16 protein-coding genes are annotated in these 16,817 nt (G+C 29.5%); all 16 read left to right on the top strand.

Features of this window, described 5'->3' with window-relative positions; translation table 11 throughout:
- The first annotated feature begins 221 nt into the window (after positions 1-221).
- The 16 genes from K5V21_RS06600 to hisS all read left to right on the top strand — a co-directional run bounded on the left by K5V21_RS06600 (position 222) and on the right by hisS (position 16,817).
- Positions 222-1,229, top strand: a complete 1,008-nt coding sequence (locus tag K5V21_RS06600; protein ID WP_221860137.1) for a tyrosine-protein phosphatase — start codon at positions 222-224, stop codon at positions 1,227-1,229.
- Between the two features lie 381 nt (positions 1,230-1,610).
- Positions 1,611-2,195: a hypothetical protein gene (locus K5V21_RS06595; RefSeq protein ID WP_221860135.1), complete on the top strand. Its 585-nt coding sequence runs from the start codon at positions 1,611-1,613 to the stop codon at positions 2,193-2,195.
- A 206-nt stretch (positions 2,196-2,401) separates the two neighbouring features.
- A complete protein-coding gene (ruvA, locus tag K5V21_RS06590) occupies positions 2,402-3,010 on the top strand; it encodes a Holliday junction branch migration protein RuvA (protein WP_221860133.1) in 609 nt (202 codons plus the stop codon).
- Positions 3,011-3,022: 12 nt separating this feature from the next.
- Positions 3,023-4,054, top strand: a complete 1,032-nt coding sequence (gene ruvB, locus K5V21_RS06585) for a Holliday junction branch migration DNA helicase RuvB (protein ID WP_221860131.1) — start codon at positions 3,023-3,025, stop codon at positions 4,052-4,054.
- Between the two features lie 17 nt (positions 4,055-4,071).
- On the top strand, positions 4,072-5,097 hold the full coding sequence (queA, locus tag K5V21_RS06580; protein WP_204594398.1) for a tRNA preQ1(34) S-adenosylmethionine ribosyltransferase-isomerase QueA: 1,026 nt from the start codon (positions 4,072-4,074) through the stop codon (positions 5,095-5,097).
- Positions 5,098-5,128: 31 nt separating this feature from the next.
- Positions 5,129-6,268 (top strand): tRNA guanosine(34) transglycosylase Tgt, encoded by a 1,140-nt coding sequence (gene tgt / locus K5V21_RS06575; protein ID WP_204594397.1) that lies wholly within the window; start codon positions 5,129-5,131, stop codon positions 6,266-6,268.
- 127 nt (positions 6,269-6,395) lie between these two features.
- Complete coding sequence (gene yajC, locus K5V21_RS06570) at positions 6,396-6,674, top strand: preprotein translocase subunit YajC (RefSeq protein ID WP_204594396.1); 279 nt, start codon at positions 6,396-6,398, stop codon at positions 6,672-6,674.
- Between the two features lie 365 nt (positions 6,675-7,039).
- Positions 7,040-8,290, top strand: coding sequence for a protein translocase subunit SecD (secD, locus tag K5V21_RS06565; RefSeq protein ID WP_204594395.1), 1,251 nt, complete (start codon positions 7,040-7,042; stop codon positions 8,288-8,290).
- Between the two features lie 4 nt (positions 8,291-8,294).
- Complete coding sequence (secF, locus tag K5V21_RS06560; RefSeq protein ID WP_221860129.1) at positions 8,295-9,164, top strand: protein translocase subunit SecF; 870 nt, start codon at positions 8,295-8,297, stop codon at positions 9,162-9,164.
- A 143-nt stretch (positions 9,165-9,307) separates the two neighbouring features.
- Positions 9,308-10,165 carry a DHH family phosphoesterase gene (locus K5V21_RS06555; protein ID WP_221860209.1) on the top strand — a complete coding sequence of 286 codons (858 nt, stop codon included), beginning with the start codon at positions 9,308-9,310 and terminating at the stop codon, positions 10,163-10,165.
- 45 nt (positions 10,166-10,210) lie between these two features.
- On the top strand, positions 10,211-10,729 hold the full coding sequence (locus K5V21_RS06550) for an adenine phosphoribosyltransferase (RefSeq protein ID WP_221860127.1): 519 nt from the start codon (positions 10,211-10,213) through the stop codon (positions 10,727-10,729).
- A gap of 117 nt (positions 10,730-10,846) precedes the next feature.
- Complete coding sequence (locus K5V21_RS06545; RefSeq protein WP_221860125.1) at positions 10,847-13,033, top strand: RelA/SpoT family protein; 2,187 nt, start codon at positions 10,847-10,849, stop codon at positions 13,031-13,033.
- A gap of 17 nt (positions 13,034-13,050) precedes the next feature.
- Positions 13,051-13,500: a D-aminoacyl-tRNA deacylase gene (gene dtd, locus K5V21_RS06540; RefSeq protein WP_221860123.1), complete on the top strand. Its 450-nt coding sequence runs from the start codon at positions 13,051-13,053 to the stop codon at positions 13,498-13,500.
- A gap of 18 nt (positions 13,501-13,518) precedes the next feature.
- Positions 13,519-14,118, top strand: coding sequence for an MBL fold metallo-hydrolase (locus K5V21_RS06535; protein WP_221860121.1), 600 nt, complete (start codon positions 13,519-13,521; stop codon positions 14,116-14,118).
- Between the two features lie 9 nt (positions 14,119-14,127).
- A complete protein-coding gene (locus K5V21_RS06530) occupies positions 14,128-15,555 on the top strand; it encodes a coproporphyrinogen III oxidase (RefSeq protein ID WP_221860119.1) in 1,428 nt (475 codons plus the stop codon).
- Between the two features lie 11 nt (positions 15,556-15,566).
- On the top strand, positions 15,567-16,817 hold the full coding sequence (gene hisS, locus K5V21_RS06525) for a histidine--tRNA ligase (RefSeq protein WP_221860117.1): 1,251 nt from the start codon (positions 15,567-15,569) through the stop codon (positions 16,815-16,817).

Raw genomic sequence — 16,817 nt, 5'->3', positions numbered from 1 at the left:
AAATATATTATTTTTTGATTATATACAATTCCCATCGGAATTGTCAACAATGTTGAGTTTAAATATATGTTAATAATTATGATTAGTAATTTTAAAAGAAGTTATGTGAATAAAATTACTAATTATTTATTTTTATATAAATTATTTTTTTTAAAAAGAAAGTTTTAAATTAAGAGTTATAATATTAATATATATATAGTTACTTAAGGGAGGATGGGAAAATGAAAAAGTTAAACGGAAATATAATACGAGGAGATAATGGAGAAATTACAATTAAACTAAATAGAAAATGTAGTGATTTAGAAGTTTATTATAGTAGCAAATTAAATGGAGATGAAGAATTTTTAAAAGATTTTAAAAATACTGATGAAATAAAGTTTATGGATCCAGAACCAAACAATAGAACTTTTTATAAGGTTAAAGATAATGATAGTGATTGTGAAATAATATTAGCTGAAAGAATAGTACCTCTTGAAAAATTTTCAAATTTTAGAGATTTAGGTGGTTATGATACTAAGGATGGAAGGAGAGTTAAATGGGGATTATTCTATAGATCAGAAGATTTGTTTAATTTAAAGGGTGATGATTTAGAATATTTTAAGACTTTAGGTATTAAATATGTATTAGATTATAGATCAAAGGAAGAAGCAGATAAAAGTCCAGATGTGCAAGTTGAGGGGGTTAAAAATATAAATATATCAGCTATGAGCAATCTAGGAAATGACAATTTAGATATGGCAAGTTATGTAGAAGGAATCCTAAAAGGAGATAAAATGACAATAACTCCTAAAGAATTATTAATAGAAGGATATAAGAGTATGCCATTAAATAATCCAGCATTTAAAGAATTATTTAAGCTTTTTAAAAATCCACAAAATACAGCTATATTACAACATTGTACAGCAGGTAAGGATAGAACCGGTATAGGTTCAGCATTAATATTACTTGCACTTAATGTTCCAGAAGAAACTGTTATTTTAGATTATTTAGAAAGTAATAATAATAGGAAAGTAAGTAATGAAAAAGTTATGGCTATGTGTAACCCATATATTAAAGATGAAGAAACTAAGAAATTAATAGAGGGAATTTTAGGCGTGAATAGAGATTTTATAGGAGAAAGTCTAAAAGTAATAAAGGATAATTATAGTTCTTATGATGAATACTTTGAAAAAGAATATGACTTAAATAAAGATGATTTAAAAAATTTAAGAAATACATATCTATATTAAGCTTTTATTGATTAGTTATGTATATTAACTTATTTGTAGATAAATTTAATTTTATAATCTGAAGTATTAAAAAGCTGTGCAATCTAAAAAGCAGATAAATTAAGTGATTTTATTAGTGATAATGGATTATTAAATGAAGAAGAATTTGGTAGGGGTTCAGATGGAGTATTTTAATTAAGTGAATAATTAAAAAATATTACATTAATAAAGAATATGAAGATAAGTTAAAGTATAGATAAAGAGGTTTTGTATATAAGCAAAACCTCTTATATTTTAATTTATTAGTAGTAAAAAAATATTTAGTAAAAAGAAAGAAAAAAATTTAAGATTTTGTATAAAAAGTGGAATAATGTAAATAATGACCAATAAGGAGTGATGAAAATGAAGATAAATAAGAAGTTTTATTTTACAATGTTTATTATAGGAATTATTGGTCTATTTTTTACTAGCTATTATTTTGTATCAGAGAGTATTAAAAATAGAAATTTAAATAATCAATTTGAAAGTACTGCTGAGGAAACTGTTGCTAGTCAAGGAGAAAGGGCACTTAGAGAAGATCTAAAAGTATCATTCTATACAGGTGAAACTAGAGATAAGACTACTACAGTCAGTGAACTACTTAAAGAACTTAATATAGAAAAAAATCTTACAGAAGAAATTCTTTCAAAAGCAGTATTATCTAATGGTTATAAGCTAGCTAATAAATCAGATGATACTTTTGTATACAAAAGAGAGAAGGAGGATTCATTAAAGCCAAATACATATTATATAGGCGAAAGTGATGGTTACCTAGCTATTTACAAAACGGATGATAAAGGTACTATAAAAAAAGAAAAAGTATATTCAGAAGATACTCCTATAGATATGCTTAGAGATATTGATGTAAATAAGCTTAAAAATTATAAGTATTTTAATAGTACAAAGCTTGAAGATGTTGAAAATAAAATAACAGAGCTAATTACCTAAAAACCTCTTAATTTAATAGTAAAACTTATCTTGCGACTAGAGGAATTTTAGTCAAACTTTTAAGACCTAGCAATAAAGATTGCTAGGTCTTAAAATATTTTTAAAAATAATATGATTTGTTGAAAGATTTTGATTAAAATGATAAAGTAATAAGTAGACTTATATGGGAACATACTTTCACCTAGACACAGGAAGGGGGAACCTTAATGTACGAGTACATAAAAGGTAAATACGTAGGAATAATAAAGGATTATGTTGTTGTTGAAAATAATGGCATAGGATATAAAATATATTCTTCAGGAATTTCAATGGCTGGAATGCCAGCTATTGGAGAAGAGGTCATGCTTTATTTAGAGCAAATAGTTAGGGAAGATTTTATTGGATTATATGGTTTTTTATCTAAGGAAGAACTGAAAATGTTTAATATGTTACTTAGTATAAATGGTGTTGGAGCAAAAGCTGCATTGTCACTTTTATCAATAAGTAAAATTAATAATTTAAAATATGCAATAATGACTAGTGATGATAAACACCTTTGTAGAGCACCAGGAATAGGAAAGAAGACAGCTGGAAGAATTATCTTAGAGCTTAAAGATAAGCTAAAACCTGATGAATTCTTTGATGAAGATAGTGATGGTAGTCAAGGGTTAGATGCAAATAATGATGATTATGGAATTAAGATATCAGAAGTTCTTGGAGCACTTTTAGCTTTAGGATATAGTGAGAAGGAAGCTAATATGGCAATAAAAAATGTTAAAAAAGATAGCACAGTAGAAATTATGATAAAAGATTGTTTAAGAGTATTAATGGGTTAGGTGATTTAAAATATGGAAAGAATTATTACGCCAGATGAGCTTAATGAAGATTTTAATGGTGAATTAAGCTTAAGACCTCAAAAAATAAGTGAATATATTGGGCAAGATAAAGTAAAAGAAAGATTAGATATTTTTATAACAGCGGCAAAAAATAGAGGCGAAGCGTTAGACCATGTTCTTTTATATGGACCACCAGGTCTTGGTAAAACTACTCTAGCAAATATTATTGCAACAGAAATGGGTGGTAATTTAAAAATAACATCAGGACCAGCTATAGAAAGAGCGGGAGATCTAGCTGCAATTCTTACGACACTTGAAGATAATGATGTTTTGTTTATAGATGAAATTCATAGATTAAATAGAAATGTAGAAGAAATTCTTTATCCTGCTATGGAAGATTATGCACTTGATATAGTTATTGGTAAAGGAGCTGCTGCAAAATCTATAAGGTTGGATCTTCCAAAGTTTACTTTAATAGGAGCAACAACTAGAATTGGAATGTTAACCTCTCCTCTTAGAGATAGATTTGGGGTATTATGTTCTATGGAATACTATACGGAAGGGCAGTTAAAGGATATTATTGTAAGAAGTGCATTAGTTCTTGGGTGCGCTATAACAGAAGAGGGTGCAGCAGAGATTGCAAGAAGGTCAAGAGGTACACCAAGAATTGCAAATAGACTTTTAAAGAGAGTTAGAGATTACTCAGAAGTTAAGGCGGATAATCTAGTGAGTTTTAAAGAATCAAGAGAAGCTTTAGAATTATTAGAGGTTGATAGCCAAGGTTTTGATAGAGTCGACAATAAAATATTAGAAGCTATTATTGACAATTTTAAAGGTGGGCCTGTTGGAATAGAAACTCTTTCTTATTTTATAGGAGAAGAACTTGGAACTTTAGAGGATGTATATGAGCCATATCTTCTTCAAAGAGGCTTTATAGTAAGAACTCCAAGAGGAAGAGTTGCAACTGAAAAGGCTTATAAACATTTAGGAAGAAAATTTGGTGTTGAGAATAAACGAGGAGAACAAAAAAGTTTTTTTAAATAGTAAGGGAGACGAAAGATATGAAAGTAAGCGATTTTGACTTTTATTTACCAGAGGAGTTAATAGCACAACATCCGTTAGAGAAAAGAGATACATCAAGATTAATGGTTCTTGATAAAAAGACTGGGAAAATAGAACATAAAATCTTTAAGGATATATTAGATTATTTAAATGAAGGAGATACCCTAATTTTAAACAATACGAGAGTTATGCCTGCTAGACTTATAGGGTGTAAGGAAGGAACTGGTGGTAAAATTGAGTTTTTACTACTTAAAAGATTAGATGGAGACAAATGGGAGTGCTTAGCAAAACCAGGGAAGAGTGCAAAACCAGGAAGAAGATTTGAATTTGGAGAAGGAAAACTTAAATGTGAAGTTTTAGAAGTCTTAGAAACTGGAAATAGAGTTATAGAGTTTGAATATGAAGGTATATTTGAAGAGGTTTTAGATTCTTTAGGAGAAATGCCACTTCCTCCATATATTCATGAGAGACTTGATGATAGAGAAAGATATCAGACAGTTTATTCAAAAGAAACAGGCTCAGCAGCAGCACCAACAGCTGGATTACATTTTACTGAAGAATTATTAAAGGAAATAGAAGATAAAGGAGTAAATGTTGCATACCTTACTTTGCATGTAGGGCTTGGTACATTTAGACCGGTTAAAGCTGAAACAATTGATGAACATGTTATGCATTCAGAATTCTATCAATTATCAAAGGAAACAGCGGATATAATAAATAATACTAAGAAAAATGGTGGGAGAATAATATCAGTTGGAACAACATCAACCAGAACTCTAGAAACTATTGGTGATGAAAATGGATTTGTAAGAGAATGTAGTGGATGGACTGATATATTCATATACCCAGGATATAAATTTAAAGTTGTAGATAATTTAATAACAAACTTTCATTTGCCAGAATCAACTTTAATAATGTTAGTATCTGCACTTGCAGGACAAGAACATGTATTAAATGCGTATAAAGAAGCAGTAAAAGAAAGATACAGATTCTTCTCATTTGGAGATGCAATGTTTATAAAATAACATTTAGGATAAATTTAAAGGAGTGAAATTTTTGAGTAAAAGATATACATTATTAAAAAAAGACGGAGATGCTAGAAGAGGTAGATTTGTTACACCTCATGGAACAATAGAGACACCTGTATTTATGAATGTCGGAACTTTAGCAGCTATTAAGGGTGCGGTTTCAAGTATGGATCTAAAAGATATAGGATGTCAAGTAGAGCTTTCAAATACATATCATTTACACCTTAGACCATCAGATAAAGTTGTTAGAGAAATGGGTGGATTACATGAATTTATGAATTGGGATAGACCAATTCTTACTGATTCAGGTGGATTCCAAGTATTCTCATTATCAGGAATTAGAAAGATAAAAGAAGAAGGAGTTTACTTTAATTCACATATAGATGGTAAAAAGATTTTTATGGGACCAGAAGAAAGTATGCAAATACAAAGTAATTTAGCTTCAACAATAGCAATGGCTTTTGATGAATGTATTGAAATACCTTCACCAAGAGAATATGTAGAAAAATCAGTTGCTAGAACTACAAGATGGCTTGAAAGATGTAAAGCTGAGATGGATAGGTTAAATTCACTTCCTGACACAATAAATAAAGAACAGATGCTATTTGGTATAAATCAAGGTGCAACTTTTAAAGATATTAGAATTGAACATGCAAAAACAATTTCTAAGATGGACTTAGATGGTTATGCAATAGGTGGGCTTGCAGTAGGAGAAACTCATGAGGAAATGTATGAAGTTATAGAAACTGTAGTACCTTATCTTCCACAAGATAAACCAATATATTTAATGGGAGTTGGAACTCCAGCTAATATATTAGAGGCAGTTGAAAGAGGTGTAGATTTCTTCGATTGTGTTCTTCCTGCAAGAAACGGAAGACATGGCCATGTTTTCACTAAAGATGGTAAGATAAATATAATGAACAAAAGATTTGAACTAGATAAAAGTCCAATAGATGAGGGATGTCAATGTCCTACTTGTAAAAATTATACAAGAGCATACATAAGACATTTATTTAAAGCAAAAGAAATGCTTGCTATGAGACTTTGTGTTCTTCACAATCTTTATTTCTATAATAAACTTATGGAAGACATAAGAAAAGCTATAGATGAAGATAGATTTAAAGAATTTAAAGAACAAAAGCTTAAAGAATGGAATATAAAAAAATAATTCTATGAATTGTACTTCATAAAGTGAAAACTTGGTTGACAACAAAAAGAAATAACTGTAAACTCATTTTATGGAATAGTATTTAATTCCAACGAAGAATAATTTTAGCGCGAAAGGAAGTAGAACAATGGCAATTTTATATCAAATACTACCATTAGTATTAATATTCGGACTTTTCTTCTTCATGATAATCCTTCCAGAAAAGAAGAGAAAGAAACAATATAGCCAAATGATGGATGCATTACAAGTTAACGATGAAATAATGACAAGAGGCGGAATTGTTGGTAAAATAGTTCAAATGGATGAAGAACATGTTGTTATCGAAACTAGTTCAGATAGAACAAAGATTAAGTTAGTAAGAAATTCAATTGCAAGTAAAGTATATAAAGAAGAAGCAAAAGCATAATATAAATATCCATCAGCAATGTTGATGGATATTTTTTTTGTATTCAAATAATATATTTTATTAAATATATTATAAAAATATATAATGAAATATATATTTATTATATATTTTTAAGAAAAAGTATGTTGATTGAGAAAGAAAATATTCATTAATCGACAAATTTTAATATATAAGACTTATTAAGAAAAACTTATAATGGCTACATAATACTTTATTAAGGTAAGTTATTATGTTATAATAAAAATCGATTTACGAAATAAAATACCAATAAATGTAAAGATCCAGTAGGAAAAATAGGATATTATATCATTAAATTGGGAATTATAATATGAAGATTAATACTTAAATGACGAAGGGGGATAAAGATGAAAGGAAAAGGAAAAAGCACATTTATTTTCACGCTTTGCACCTTAGCTATCATAATTCTTGCGGCTGTATGCTTCAGGGGCGTTAAGGTAGGCGGATGGGAGGTTAAATCTTTCAATGATACAATAACAAAAGGATTAGACCTTCAGGGTGGAGTTTCAGTGCTACTTGGAATTCAGGATGAAAACGTAAGTCACGAGGATTTACAAAAAACAAAAGATTTAATTCAGCTAAGAGTTAATAAACTTGGAGTAGCTGAAACTGTTGTTACTACAGAAGGTGACAATAGAATTAGAGTTGATATACCTGGAGAATATAATTCTCAAGGAATAGTTGATGCTTTAAGTAAAACAGGAGATCTTACATTTAAGGCACCAGATGGAACAGTTATATTAACTGGAAAAGATGTAAAGAAAGCATCTGCAACTATTGATCAACAAACTAATAAGCCAGTAGTTTCCCTTGAGTTAAATGATGAGGGTACAAAGTTATTTTCAGAAGCTACACAAAAATACTTAGGAAAACAAATTTCAATAAATATGGACAATGAACAGCTTACAAATCCTACAGTTCAAAACCAAATAACTAATGGAGAAGCTGTAATAACTGGAATGAGCAGTGTAGATGAAGCTAAAAATATTGCAGGACTTATAAATTCAGGAGCACTTCCAGTTTCAATAAAAGCTCTTTCACAACAAACAGTAGGAGCACAGCTTGGAGCATCAGCATTACCAAATGCTATGAAAGCTGGTGTTATTGGTATATGCTTAATATTTGTATTTATGATTCTTTATTACAGAGTGCCAGGAGTTATTGCAAGTATAGCTTTAACATTATATACAACATTAGTACTTTTAGTATTTGTTGAAGTAGGTGTAACACTTACATTGCCAGGTATAGCAGGTTTATTACTTACTATAGGTATGGCAGTTGATGCAAATGTACTTATATTTGAGAGAGTTAGAGAAGAACTTAGGAATGGAGTTTCAGTAAAATCCGCTGTAAAAAGAGGATTTGATAATGCGCTTTCATCAATAGTTGATTCAAATGTAACAACAATGATTGCAGCACTAGTATTATACTTTTTCGGTTCAGGCTCAGTTAAAGGATTTGCAATAACATTAATGATAGGTATAGTTGTAAGTTTATTTACTGCACTAATAGTTACTAAATTCTTAATGAATCAAGCTTTAAATGCTGGATTATTAAGTAAGCCATCTCGTTTTAGAGTGAAAGTGAAAAGGGGGTAAAGCTATGCTAAAGATAATTGAACATGCAAAGATATGGATTGCTTTATCACTTGCTGTTATAGTAATTGGATTAGGGTTTATGTTTACAAGAGGTCTTAATTTTGGAATAGACTTTAAAGGTGGTACTCAAGTAGTATTTAACTTTGGTAAAGAATTTGATAAAGCAGCAGCAGATAATATTGTTAAAAAATATTCACCAGAGGCTGTAACTAATACTGTAAATAGTACAGAGTATGAAATTAAAGCTCCAGACTTAAGTAGTCAAAAGGTTAATGAAATATATGATGAATTCAAAAAAGATTTTAAAATAGGTGATAAGGCTTTAGTTTCACAAAATGAAATTGGAGCATCAATAGGAAAAGAATTAACACAAAAAGCATTTATAGCATTAGCTATAGCTTTCGTGTGTATGCTTATTTATATAGCAATAAGATTTGAAATAAAGTTTGGTATAGCAGCATTAATTGCTCTATTCCATGATATATTAATTACATTAAGTGTATATGCGATATTCAATATCACAGTTAACTCACCATTTATAGCAGCGATACTTACTATTGTAGGTTACTCAATAAATGATACTATAGTAATTTTTGATAGAATAAGAGAAAATTCTAAGTTTATGAGAAGAACTTCTCCAACAGAAATTGCAGATAAGAGTTTAACACAAACTATGTCAAGATCAATTAATACTACACTTACTACATTGATCACAATAATAGCAGTTAATATTTTTGTTCCTACAGTTAGGGAGTTTTCATTCCCACTTATAATTGGTATAGCTACAGGAGCTTACTCATCAATATTTATAGCATCACCAATGTGGGTTTGGTTACAAAAAAAAGGAACAAAAAAGAAGGTAGTAGAAGCATAATTTATTGATTACGACAGCGAAATATAAACCTTCAAAACTAAGTTTTGAGGGTTTTTTATTTTTTTTTCATAAATATTTGTCAAATGACCTGTTTTAAATTATAATATTATTGTTTTCTAATTTTATGGAGGAGATAGTAAGTGATGCGTAAGTTTTGGGAGAGCATATATTGTCCTAATTACATAAGAGGATATAACCCCTTTATTTTAAAAGACATGAACAAGTCTATAGAGCGTCTTGTTACTGCTATTAATAATAGGGAAAAAATCATTATATATGGAACAAACACTGTTGATGGTATTTGTGCAATTGCTTCCTTAAGCTTAGTGCTAAGATACTTAAATGCAGATGTAGAGTATTTAATACACGACGGAGGGGAAGAATGTAAAGAGGTAGGCTCTTTTGATATAAAGACTAAAGTTGATTTTCTAGGGGGAGAATTACTTATTACTTTAGGGGTGGATTTAGTTTCACAGATTGAAGTAGAATTATGTGAAAGCCTTGGAATAGATTTAATTGTTCTTGAAAATAAAAAAACAGAAGAGAAGAGAGATTACATTTACATAAATCCTAGACAAAAGTCATGCCAATATAGGTACAAGACGTTATCTATAAGTGCGTTGACTTTTAAGCTAATGCAAGCAATAGCTATTTATTACAATATGAAGAGTATTAATAAATACTTGGATCTAATTTTAATTGGTACGAAATGGGCAGGTTCTTCAGCAAGAGGGGAAAACGCTGTTTTCTTAAAAGAAGGTAAGAAGTTTTTAGATAACACGAATAATATTGGATTAAGAGCAATAATTAATTTTAATAATATAGAAGAACTTGATGATGAGAATATAGAGAAAATGATAAATTTAATTACGCCAACTACAAGTGCAGTTGGTATGATTAATAATGCTAGAATCGTTTTAGAATTACTTACAACAAATGATGAGGATAGAGCGGAACAGATAGCGAAATATTTATACAATACGAGAATACGCCAAATATAAAATTTAATTTGTAGGTGAAATTCTTAAAATATTGGAGGAATTAGTATGAATTTAAAAGACAAAATAAGAGTAATTGATAACTTTCCAAAAGAAGGAATAAGCTTTAAAGATATCACTACATTAATAGGTGATGGAGAAGGGTTAAGAGCATCTGTTGATGCAATAGTTGAACATTTAAAGGACAAGAATATTGATGTAGTAGTAGGACCAGAGGCTAGAGGATTCATATTTGGAGTTCCTGTTGCTTATGCTTTAGGAGTAGGATTTATACCAGTTAGAAAGCCTGGAAAATTACCAGGGGAAACTCTTTCAATAGCTTATGATTTAGAATATGGTACAGATAATTTAGAGTTACACAAAGGTGCAATTAAAAAAGGACAAAGAGTAGCAATTGTTGATGATTTATTAGCTACAGGTGGAACTATTGAAGCAGTTGCAAAACTTGTAGAACTTGCAGGTGGTGAAGTTGCATCATTGGATTTTGTCATTGAACTTACTGAATTAAATGGTATAGATAAGCTTAAAGGTTATGATGTAATGTCATTAACAAAGTACGATCTCTAAAATTATTGAAAATGATTTGATAATATTATATAATAATAGATAATGGCTGGTTAGAAAACCAGCCTTTGATTTTAAGTAATTATAGTTTTTTAGACTATTTTAAGGAGAGTAATCCTAATGATAGAAAATTTAGTTAAAGTTATAAATGAAAATTGTAACAATGTTGATATCGAAACAATAAAAAAAGCATATAATTTAGCAAAAGAGGCTCATAAAAGTCAAAGCAGAGAATCTGGAGAACCTTACATAATACATCCAATAGATGTAGCTTGTATTTTGGCTGAACTAGGGATGGATACAAGTACAATTGCTGCAGGTCTTTTACATGATGTAATTGAAGATACAGATTACACCTATGAGGATATGGCTAAGGAATTTAATGAAGAGATTGCAAATTTAGTTGAGGGTGTTACAAAACTTGGTAAAATCAAATATAAGACTAAAGAAGAGCAACAAGCTGATAATGTAAGGAAAATGCTCCTTGCAATGGCTAAGGATATAAGAGTAATAATTATAAAATTAGCAGATAGACTTCATAATATGAGAACCTTAAAGTTTATGAAAAAAGAGAAGCAAAAACAAAAGGCAAAGGAAACCTTAGACATTTATGCTCCACTTGCACATAGACTGGGGATGTCTAAAATTAAATGGGAATTAGAGGATTTAAGCTTTAGATATCTACATGAAGAGGAATATTATGATTTAGTTCATAAAATCGCTGAGAAGAGAATTGAAAGGGAAGAATATATAGATTCCGTTATAAAAGATTTACATGAAAAGCTTGAAGATTCAGGAATTGATGCAGATATAGAGGGAAGACCAAAACATTTTTATAGTATTTATAGAAAGATGGTTAATAAGCATAAAAGTATTGAGCAGATATTTGATTTAACAGCAATAAGGATTTTAGTTGATTCTGTTAAGGATTGCTATGGAGTATTAGGTATTGTTCATACTATATATAAGCCTATTCCAGGAAGATTTAAAGATTATATAGCGATGCCTAAACCTAATATGTATCAATCTCTTCATACAACTGTAATTGGGCCACAAGGAAAAACCTTTGAAATTCAAATAAGAACTTTTGAGATGCATAAAACAGCAGAGTATGGTATAGCTGCTCACTGGAAGTACAAAGAAGGTAGTAGTGATGAAGAGAAAGGTATGAACTTTGAAACAAAGCTTGCATGGCTTAGAGATATTTTAGAATGGCAAAAGGAAACTTCAGATGCGGAAGAGTTTATGGAAGGATTCAAAATAGATTTATTCTCAGATGAAGTATTCGTATTCACTCCAAAAGGAGTTGTAATAAACCTTGCCAGTGGATCAACACCAATAGATTTTGCTTATAGAATACATACGGATATAGGAAATAGATGTGTCGGAGCTAAAGTTAATGGGAAAATAGTTCCTTTAGATTATAAGCTTAAAACTGGAGAAATAGTAGAGATAATAACCTCAAAAACTGCTAAAGGGCCTAAGATGGATTGGCTTAATATTGCAAAGAGTAATCAAGCTAAAAGTAAAATAAGGCAGTGGTTTAAGAGAGTTAAAAAGGAAGAAAATATCGAAAAAGGTAAGGAACTTTTAGAAAAAGAGCTAAAAAAACAATGTGTAAATTATCATGATATCGCAAAAGGTGATGTATATGATAGAATGATGAAAAGATATAACATTCATCAAATGGATGATCTTTATTCAAGTATAGGTGTTGGAATGATAACTGCATCTACATTTGTTTCAAGACTTAAAGAAGATAATATAGATGAAAAAGAGAAATATTCTAAAGAAGCTGTAGAAAAAAATATTGAAGAACAAATACAAAAGAGTGAAAGAAAACAAGAAAAAGAGAAAAGCTATGGAATAGCAATAAAGGGTCTTAATAATATTATGGTAAGATTCGCAAAATGTTGTAACCCGGTTCCTGGAGATGATGTTTTAGGATATATCACAAAGGGAAGAGGTGTATCAATCCATAGAAAAGACTGTAACAATCTAAAAACTTTAATAGAGACTGAACCAGAAAAGATAGTTGAAGCAAGTTTTGGAAGAGCAGAAGGATCTGGTTATGTTGCTGAAATACAAATAAAGACAGAAGATAGAATGGGGATTTTATCTGAAATAATGGTTGTTATTAGTGAAAAGGGATTACCACTTAATTCATTAAATGCTAATTCAGCAAAAGGAAATATAGCTATTATAAATATAAAGGTTAAAATAAACTCAGTTGAACAATTAAAAGAATTTATGAAAGCTATAAGAAAGATTAAAGGGGTAATAGACGTATACAGAATGAATAATTAAAAAAGGATGTGTTCGTTTTGAGAGCAGTAGTACAGAGAGTTTCTTCATCAAGAGTAAGAGTAGATGGAGAAGTAGTAGGAGAAATTAATTTAGGGGTAAATGTTCTAGTTGGCATTTCAAAAGAGGACTCTGTAGAAGATTTAAAATACATAAAGGATAAGATAATAAATCTTAGAATTTTTGAAGATGAAAATGATAAGATGAATCATTCTTTATTAGATGTAAAAGGTGATATATTAGCTATCTCACAATTTACTCTTTATGGTGATTGTAGAAAAGGTAGAAGACCTAATTTTATGAATGCTAAAAGTGGAGAAGAAGCTAAAATATTATATGATAAATTTATAGAGATGTTAAAAGAAACAGGTTTAAAAGTAGAAACAGGAGAATTTGGAGCTCATATGCAAGTTGATATTCAAAATGATGGGCCAGTTACTATTCTACTAGATAGTTTCAAACAATTTTAATCTTAAGGAGATGCTTTTATGATAATAAAAACAATACCAGCAGGAATATATGATGCAAACTGCTATATAGTAATTGATAATGATACAAGAGAAGCTGGGATCATTGATCCAGGTGGAGATGAAATAAAACTTGAAGAAATAATAAAAGGTTTAGATATAAAGCCTAAATTTATTTTATTAACTCATGCGCATGTTGATCATGTTGGAGCTGTTGAATATTTAAGTAAATTATTAAATATTCCATTCTACATGCATGAATCAGAAGTAAAGTATATAGAAAATGATAATTATGTCTTTGGAAACATAAGAAAAGCTGATGGTTATTTAGATGAAAATACAGAATTATATCTTGGAAATCACAGAATTAATGTTATCCATACACCAGGACATACAGAAGGTGGAGTTTGTTTCCTAATTGATAAAGATTTATTCTCAGGTGATACATTATTCCAAGGTGCAATAGGAAGAACAGACTTTTCAGGAGGAGACTTTGGAAAGATAATAAGTAGTATAAAGACTAAGTTATTACCTTTAGGTGATGATATCACTGTATATCCAGGTCATGGACCAAAGTCATCAATTGGATTTGAAAAGAGAAATAATCCATTTTTAACTTAAGGAGAAATTATGATAATTAATATAGGATTAAATGATTTAAAATACAGATATGATGTCTATCAAATGTTTAATATATATTTTCCTCTAGATGAATTAAAGTTTCCAGAAGCGGCAGACTTTGATTATATAGTAAATATAGAAAATGATGAAATTATCTTTAAAAATTCAACTTTAGAGATAAAGGAGACAGTTGGAGATAATATAAAGGATTCTATTAAGAAGGCTATATTTAAAGGGCTTAAAGAAATAACTAATGATGTTTATCCTTGGGGAACTTTAGTAGGAATAAGACCCTCTAAGATTGCTTTAAAACTTCTTAATGAAGGAAAGAGCGAAGAGGAAATAATAAAATATTTCTATGATAAGCATATGGCAAGTGAAGAGAAAGCAAAACTTTGTATTGATGTTGCAAAACTTGAAGAAAAGTTTGTAAAAAAAAATAATGAAAAGATTGCTATTTATATAGGTATGGCTTTTTGCCCAACAAGATGTCTATATTGTTCTTTTGCATCTAATCCTATAGGAGGAAATAAGAAGCTAGTAGCTCCTTATTTGAATGCACTTTCTCATGAAATAGAGAAAATCAAAGAATATGTAGATAAAAAGAACTTAGAGATAGAAACAGTATATTTTGGAGGTGGTACTCCAACTGCTGTATCAAATGAAGAGTTTGAAGATATGATGAATAAGGTTTATAATTCTTTTGTAAGAGATAGAGAAATTTTAGAATTTACAGTTGAATGTGGAAGACCTGATTCAATTACTAGAGAAAAACTTGAAACGATGAAAAAGTATAAAGTTTCAAGAATAAGTATAAATCCTCAGACTATGAATGATGAAACTTTAAAATTAATTGGAAGAAATCATAGTGTAGAAGATGTCAAAGAAAAATTCAATATGGCAAGAGAACTTGGGTTTAATGATATAAATATGGATATGATAATAGGACTTCCAGGAGAAGGGCTTGAAGAAGCTTATAATACTGTAAGAGAAATAAAAAAACTTAAACCTGATAGTTTAACTGTTCATGGACTTTCATTAAAGAGAGGCTCAAGACTTTATGAGAACTTTATACTTAAAAAAGGTCTTGGAATTAAAGATCAAGAAGAAATAGCTAAAATGTATGATGAAAGTAAAAAACTTTCTAAGGAGTTAGGACTTAAAGCATACTATATGTATAGACAAAAAAACATGGTTGGAAATATGGAGAACCTAGGATATGCAAAGGAAGGAAAAGAGTGTATTTATAATATGCAGATGATAGAAGATACTCAAACTATAATTGCACTTGGCGCTGATGCAGTATCCAAGGTAGTTTTCTTAGATGAGAACAGAATAGAAAGATTCCCAAATGTTAAAGATGTTAGAGAATATGTAAATAGAATAGATGAAATGATAAAAGGTAAGATAAAATTACTAGATACATTATATAAATAGGAGGGAATTAAATGGAAATACAAGCACCTAAGGGTACTAAGGATATGTTACCAAGTGATGCTTATAAATGGCATTATGTTGAAAATATATTTAGAGAAATATCAAAGAATTTTGGAATAAGAGAAATAAGAACTCCAATTTTTGAACATACAGAATTATTTTTAAGAGGCGTTGGAGAAACAACAGATATAGTTCAAAAAGAAATGTATACTTTTGAAGATAAAGGATCAAGAAGTATAACTTTAAAACCAGAAGGAACTGCACCAGCAGTTAGAGCTTTTATTGAAAATAGATTATTTAATGAGGCACAACCAACTAAGTTATTCTATATAACTCCATGCTTTAGATATGAAAAAGCTCAAAAGGGAAGATATAGACAGTTTCATCAATTTGGAATTGAGATGTTTGGTACTGAAAAGCCTTCAATGGATGCTGAAGTTATGGCACTTGCTATGACAGTATTAAATAAAATAGGACTTAAGGGATTAACTCTTAATATAAACAATTTAGGATGTCCAACTTGTAGACCTAAATATAATGAGGCATTAAAGAAATTCTTAGAAGATAATTATGACAATTTATGTCCTACTTGTAAGACTAGATTTGAAAAGAATCCAATGAGAATATTAGATTGTAAAGAACATAGTTGCAAAGAAATAACTAAGAATGCTCCAATAATATTAGATTATATTTGTGAAGAATGTAGTGATCACTTTACAAAGGTTAAGGAGTACTTAGATATTTTAGGAATAGAATATAATATTGATCCAGGTATAGTTAGAGGACTTGATTATTATACTAAGACAATATTTGAAATATTAAATTCTGATTTCACAGTATGTGGAGGAGGAAGATATGATAGACTAATTGAAGAAATAGGTGGACCTGAGACACCAGCAGTTGGTTTTGGTATGGGAATAGAAAGACTTATAATGGCCATCGAAAAAGAAGGAATAGAAATTCCAAAAGATCCAGTTGTTGAACTTTATTTAGCATCAAGAGGAGAAGAAGGAGCTAAGGAAGCATTTAAGTTAGCTCATGCTTTAAGAAATATTGGTGTAAGTTCAGAAATAAATCATGCAGGAAGAAGCTTTAAAGCAGAAATGAAATATGCTAATAAAATAGGTGCAAAATTTAGTGTTGTTTTAGGTGACGATGAGTTACAAAGCAAAGTAGCAAGATTTAAGAGAATGGAAGATGGAGAGCAGTTTGAGTTAAGCTTAAATGACTTAGAGAAAATAAAAGAAGTTATTAAAGAATAA

Source organism: Clostridium sardiniense (assembly GCF_019753795.1).
Classification (GTDB): Bacteria; Bacillota; Clostridia; order Clostridiales; family Clostridiaceae; genus Clostridium; species Clostridium sardiniense.
Note: the sequence above shows the minus strand (reverse complement) of the source record. Positions and strands in the feature narration are given on the sequence as shown.

Coding starts and splice junctions, on each gene's coding strand:
- K5V21_RS06600 (WP_221860137.1), top strand. CDS start 222: ATGAAAAAGTTAAACGGAAATATAATACGAGGAGATAATGGAGAAATT.
- K5V21_RS06595 (WP_221860135.1), top strand. CDS start 1,611: ATGAAGATAAATAAGAAGTTTTATTTTACAATGTTTATTATAGGAATT.
- ruvA (WP_221860133.1), top strand. CDS start 2,402: ATGTACGAGTACATAAAAGGTAAATACGTAGGAATAATAAAGGATTAT.
- ruvB (WP_221860131.1), top strand. CDS start 3,023: ATGGAAAGAATTATTACGCCAGATGAGCTTAATGAAGATTTTAATGGT.
- queA (WP_204594398.1), top strand. CDS start 4,072: ATGAAAGTAAGCGATTTTGACTTTTATTTACCAGAGGAGTTAATAGCA.
- yajC (WP_204594396.1), top strand. CDS start 6,396: ATGGCAATTTTATATCAAATACTACCATTAGTATTAATATTCGGACTT.
- secD (WP_204594395.1), top strand. CDS start 7,040: ATGAAAGGAAAAGGAAAAAGCACATTTATTTTCACGCTTTGCACCTTA.
- secF (WP_221860129.1), top strand. CDS start 8,295: ATGCTAAAGATAATTGAACATGCAAAGATATGGATTGCTTTATCACTT.
- K5V21_RS06555 (WP_221860209.1), top strand. CDS start 9,308: ATGCGTAAGTTTTGGGAGAGCATATATTGTCCTAATTACATAAGAGGA.
- K5V21_RS06550 (WP_221860127.1), top strand. CDS start 10,211: ATGAATTTAAAAGACAAAATAAGAGTAATTGATAACTTTCCAAAAGAA.
- K5V21_RS06545 (WP_221860125.1), top strand. CDS start 10,847: ATGATAGAAAATTTAGTTAAAGTTATAAATGAAAATTGTAACAATGTT.
- K5V21_RS06535 (WP_221860121.1), top strand. CDS start 13,519: ATGATAATAAAAACAATACCAGCAGGAATATATGATGCAAACTGCTAT.
- K5V21_RS06530 (WP_221860119.1), top strand. CDS start 14,128: ATGATAATTAATATAGGATTAAATGATTTAAAATACAGATATGATGTC.
- hisS (WP_221860117.1), top strand. CDS start 15,567: ATGGAAATACAAGCACCTAAGGGTACTAAGGATATGTTACCAAGTGAT.